Annotated in this window: 5 protein-coding genes; 2 read left to right on the top strand and 3 right to left on the bottom strand. The window is 70.9% G+C overall.

All coding sequences use genetic code 11. The features are described from left to right. The coding region (locus tag A9O63_RS05240; RefSeq protein ID WP_069330979.1) for a sulfate/molybdate ABC transporter ATP-binding protein at positions 1–804 on the bottom strand (804 nt) is incomplete at its 3' end. A 369-nt stretch (positions 805–1,173) separates the two neighbouring features. Here A9O63_RS05240 and A9O63_RS05235 point away from each other — a divergent pair. Next, positions 1,174–2,268 (top strand): M20 family metallopeptidase, encoded by a 1,095-nt coding sequence (locus A9O63_RS05235; RefSeq protein WP_069330978.1) that lies wholly within the window; start codon positions 1,174–1,176, stop codon positions 2,266–2,268. Here A9O63_RS05235 and A9O63_RS05230 read toward each other — a convergent pair. Both A9O63_RS05230 and A9O63_RS05225 read right to left on the bottom strand, forming a co-directional pair. Beyond that, entirely contained in the window at positions 2,238–2,903 is a 666-nt protein-coding gene (locus A9O63_RS05230) for a TenA family protein (RefSeq protein ID WP_069330977.1), read from the bottom strand. The two genes, A9O63_RS05235 and A9O63_RS05230, sit on opposite strands and share 31 nt — an antisense overlap. Continuing rightward, positions 2,896–3,738 carry a BtpA/SgcQ family protein gene (locus A9O63_RS05225; protein ID WP_069330976.1) on the bottom strand — a complete coding sequence of 281 codons (843 nt, stop codon included), beginning with the start codon at positions 3,736–3,738 and terminating at the stop codon, positions 2,896–2,898. The genes A9O63_RS05230 and A9O63_RS05225 overlap by 8 nt, the downstream gene beginning before the upstream one ends. Positions 3,739–3,770: 32 nt before the next feature. Here A9O63_RS05225 and A9O63_RS05220 point away from each other — a divergent pair. Continuing rightward, the coding region (locus tag A9O63_RS05220) for a PfkB family carbohydrate kinase (protein WP_069330975.1) at positions 3,771–4,591 on the top strand (821 nt) is incomplete at its 3' end.

Here is a 4,591-nt window from a genome sequence, read left to right as displayed (position 1 = left end):
GGCCATGGCGCGGCGGGGCAGAAGGCTCGTGTCGAGGCCCGCGGCCGTCGCGCGGCCGGCGCGCAGGGCCACCGGGATCTCGACCGTGAGGCCGAGGAAGCGCGCGACGAAGGGGGTGGCCGGATGGTCGTAGATCTCGTCGGCATGGCCGATCTGCTCGATCCGGCCCGCGCCCATGATGACCACGCGGTCGGCCAGCTCGAAGGCCTCCTCCTGATCGTGGGTGACGAAGATCGTGGTGGTGCCGGTCGCGTCATGCACCTCGCGCAGCCAGCGGCGCAGGTCGCGGCGGACCTGCGCATCGAGCGCGCCGAAGGGCTCGTCGAGAAGCAGGATCTCGGGGTCGATGGCCAGCGCCCGCCCCAGCGCCACGCGCTGGCGCTGCCCGCCCGACAGCTCGCCCGGATAGCGGTCGGCCAGCTGCGCGATCTGGAGGAAATGAAGAAGCTCCTCGACCCGCGCCTTGATCTTCGCGGCCGAGGGGCGCTGGGCGCGCGGCAGCACCGTCAGGCCGAAGGCCACGTTGTCGGCCACCTTCATGTGCGGGAACAGGGCGTAATGCTGGAAGACGAAGCCCGTCCGCCGCTCCTGCGCCTTGCGGGCCAGCCAGTCCTGCCCGTTCACGGCAAGCCCGCCCGCGTCGGGCCAGTCGAGGCCCGCGATGATCTTCAGAAGGGTCGTCTTCCCGCTGCCCGAGGGCCCGAGGAGCGCGATCAGCTCGCCCTTGCGCACCTCGAGGTCGATGCCGCGCAGCACCTCGACCGGGCCGAACCGGCGGATCAGATGCGAGATGGTCATGGTCATGGGGCGTTTTCCCGACTCTGGCTGATGCGAGGCAAACGGCCTCCGACGGATGGGTTTACCGGAACGAGATCGTTCTTTCGCGCTTCGATCTGGAACATCGTTCTGGAAACAGGGGGGTCAACTTCGTCATACCGTGAACATTGTTCTGCTCTGGCTATCACAGACCGGCACGCTCTCCAAGCCCCGGCCCGGCGAAATCCACGCGCGGGGCCGGCCGTCGCGCGGGGGCAACGGCAGCCGGGCCGGGTCGGGTCCCGCGGCCGAGGGAACAAAAGGTCGCGGATCCACCCCGGGCCCCGTTGTAAACCGCTTTACTGAGGCGGCGCCCGCATTCTACTCTGGCTGCCAGCCTGCGCAGGGGACATGCCCATGACCGACCTTCTCACCGATGTGGTCGCGCTGACACGCGCCCTGATCGGCTTCGACACGATCAACCCGCCCGGCCGCGAGGCCCCGGCCATGCGCTTCTGTCAGGAGCTGCTCGAGCGCGCGGGCTTCGCCTGCCGCCTGATCGATCACGGCGAGGGCCGCGCGAGCCTGATCGCCGAGCGCGGCCCCGGCGGCGGGCTCTGCTTCAGCGGCCATCTCGACACGGTGCCGCTCGGCCGCGCGCCCTGGAGCAGGCAGGCCCATGGCGGCGCGGTCGAGGGCGACCGGCTCTACGGACGTGGCAGCAGCGACATGAAGGGCGGTGTGGCGGCCTTTCTCGTGGCCGCGGCGCGCAGCGGGGCACCGGTGACGGTGCTGCTGACGGCGGGCGAGGAGACGGGCTGCGACGGGGCGCGCTGGCTGGCCGAAGCGGGCCTGCTGCCGCGGGCGCGGGCGATGATCGTGGGCGAGTCGACCGGCAACCGGCCGCTGGCGGGGCACAAGGGCGCGCTCTGGCTGAAGCTCTCGGCCGAGGGGCGCACCGCGCATGGGGCAGCCCCGCATCTCGGGATCAATGCCATCGGCCTCATGGCGCCGACGCTCGCCCGGCTGACGGGCTGGCAGCCCGCGGCGCATCATCCCCGGATGGGACGCGCCACGGCGAACCTCGGCACGATCCGCGCGGGCATCAACGTCAATTCGGTGCCCGATCTCTGCGAGCTGACCGTGGATCTTCGCTCGGTCGAGGGGGTGGATCATGCGGCGCTGGCGGCCGAGGTGCGGGATCTCTGCGATCCGGCCATCAGGGTCGAGACGCTGCTCGATCTGCCCGCGGTCTGGACCGAGCCGGAGGATCCGTGGTTCGCGCGCGCGGCGGCGCAGGTGCGGGCCGTGACTGGCCCCGCCGAGGGGCCCTGCTGCGCCACCTATTTCACCGACGCCTCGATCCTGAAGCCCGCGATGGGCGACCCGGCGGTGATGATCCTCGGGCCGGGGTCGGTCGACCAGCCGCATGGCACGGACGAGCATGTCCTTGTGTCGCGGCTGGCCGAGGCGGTGGAGATCTATGCCGCGCTGATCGCGGCGGACGGATAGGCCGCCTCGTGGAAGTCGATCTCGAGCCGCTGCACATGGCCGAAGGTGCGCACGGCCGCGTCGCGCCCGGCCGGGGTCATGGTCTCCCCCAGCGCGTCGAGCCGGTCGCGCAGCCAGTGCGCCTGCGCGGCAAAGCCCGGCGCCGCATGCATCTCGATCCAGTCGCGCACCATCGGATCGCTCATCGGCGCGCGGGCCACGGCGCTGCACCATGTCCAGTACATCCATTCGGCCGCGAACATGGATGTGACGATGCCGCCGAAATCGCCGTCGCGGGCGATGGCGAGCATCCCCTCGCGGAAGGCCGCGACCTTCGGATCGGCCTGCAGGGCCGGATCCGGCGCGATCCCGCGCCGGGCGAAGGCCGCCTCGAAATAGGGCATCTGTTCATTGGCTAGCGCATCGAGAGAGCCGATCAGCTTGCGCCGGTCGCCCATGTCGGTGGCCTTGGCCACCGCATATCCGAAGATGGCGATGGCCGTCTCGACGAAGGCGCCCTCGATCAGGAGATACCGGTCGAAGACCGCGGCAGGCAGCCGGTCGGCCTCGATGTCCCGGACGAAACGGTGGTTCACCATCGCCGCGAACAGATCCGCATTCTCCGCGAGGATCCGGTCGGTCAGACGCTCAGCCATCGAGACCCTCCTGGGCTGCGGCCACGAAGCGGGCGACGCGCGCGGGATCGACCGGGTTCCACCAGACACCGCCCTCCTTCAGCGAGGAGGCGACGATCACCCCGTTCGTGCGCTTGAGAATCTCGACCACATTGGCCTCGGTCACGCCCGAGCCCACCAGAAGCGGCAGGTGCGTGGCGCCGCCGATCTCCTCGATCTCCTCGATGGTGGCGCTGTCGCCGGTGCGCTGGCCGGTCGCGATGATGCAATCGGCATCGAAGAAGGCCAGATCGCGCGTGAGCTCGGGGATCGAGCGGTCGGCCACGATGGCGTGGCTGCCATGCTTGACGTGGGAATCGGCGAAGATCCTCACATGCTCGGCCCGCAGGAGCGACCGGTAGCGCATCGCCTCGGCGGCGCGGCCCTCCATGAAGCCCTCGTTGGCCACATAGGCATTGGCCCACTGGTTCACGCGGATGAAGAGGGCGCCGCCCGCCACCGCGGCCGCCAGCGCGGGCAGCGGCGCATTGGCCAGCACGTTGATGCCGAGCGGCACGCCGAAGGCGCGCCGGATCCGGTCGGTGACGACGCCGAGGCAGGCCGCGGTCTCGGGGCCGATATCCTCGGGCTTCGAGAAGGGGATGTCGCCGTGGTTCTCGACCACGAGCCCGTGGAGGCCGCCCGCCACCAGACGTTCGGCGTCGCGCAGGCAGGCGTCGACGATGCTGTCCATCGTCTCGCCCCGGTAGCGCGGAGCGCCCGGGAAGGGCGGACAATGGATCATGCCGATCAGGGCCTTGTCGCGACCGAAGATCTCGTGGATCGCGCCGGAGGTTCTGTCGGAGATAAGCTGCATATCATGACCTTTCGGAAGAGAAGGAACGCGGGATGAAGGTCTTCGTCATCGGCAACGTGGCGCTCGACGAGACGCTTTCGATCGAGGACTTTCCCCGACCGGGGGCCTCGATCTTCGGGGCGGCGCTGTCGCGCGACCTCGGGGGGAAGGGGGCCAACCAGGCGGTGGCGATGGGGCGGACGGGGCTCGCCTGCATCTTCGTCTCGGCCGTGGGGCAGGGGCCGCGCGGACAGGAGGTCGCGCAGCGTCTGGCCCAGGAGCCGCTCGAGGCGGAGCTCGTGGCGCTGGAGGGCGTGGCCACGGATATCTCGATCGTGCTCATGTCGGGGCGGGGCGAGAATGCGATCATCACCACGCGCGAGGCGGCCTCGGCGCTGACGCCGGAGGCGGCGGCCGCGGCGCTGGCCCGCGGCATGGCCGGCGATCTGCTGGTGCTGCAGGGCAATCTGAATGCGGCGGCGACGCTGGCTGCGCTGCGCACCGCGCGCGCGGCCGGCATGCGCACGGCCTTCAATCCCTCGCCGCTCCAGCCGTATTTCGGCACGCTCTGGCCTCTGGTCGACACGGTGTTCCTCAATGAAGGCGAAGCCGAGGCGCTCGGCGGGGTGGAGAGCCTGCTGGCGCAGGGGGTGGGCGAGATCGTCCTCACGCTGGGCCCGCAGGGGGCCGAGCTGATCCGCGCGACCGAGCGGACGCGGGTGCCCGCGCATCCCTGCACCGTGGTGGACACGACCGGGGCCGGGGACTGTTTCATGGCGGTGGCGCTCGCCTCGGCCGCGCTGCGCGGCACGCGGCTCGATGCGCGCGCGCTGGGCCATGCGGCACGGGCGGCGGCCCATACGGTCGGGCGCGC

Origin of the sequence: Cereibacter johrii (genome assembly GCF_001720585.1) — a bacterium.
Classification (GTDB): domain Bacteria; phylum Pseudomonadota; class Alphaproteobacteria; order Rhodobacterales; family Rhodobacteraceae; genus Cereibacter_A; species Cereibacter_A johrii.
The sequence above is the reverse complement of the archived record's forward strand: the minus strand, read 5'-3'. Positions and strand labels throughout refer to the sequence as shown.

Coding starts and splice junctions, on each gene's coding strand:
- A9O63_RS05235 (WP_069330978.1), top strand. CDS start 1,174: ATGACCGACCTTCTCACCGATGTGGTCGCGCTGACACGCGCCCTGATC.
- A9O63_RS05230 (WP_069330977.1), bottom strand. CDS start 2,903: ATGGCTGAGCGTCTGACCGACCGGATCCTCGCGGAGAATGCGGATCTG.
- A9O63_RS05225 (WP_069330976.1), bottom strand. CDS start 3,738: ATGCAGCTTATCTCCGACAGAACCTCCGGCGCGATCCACGAGATCTTC.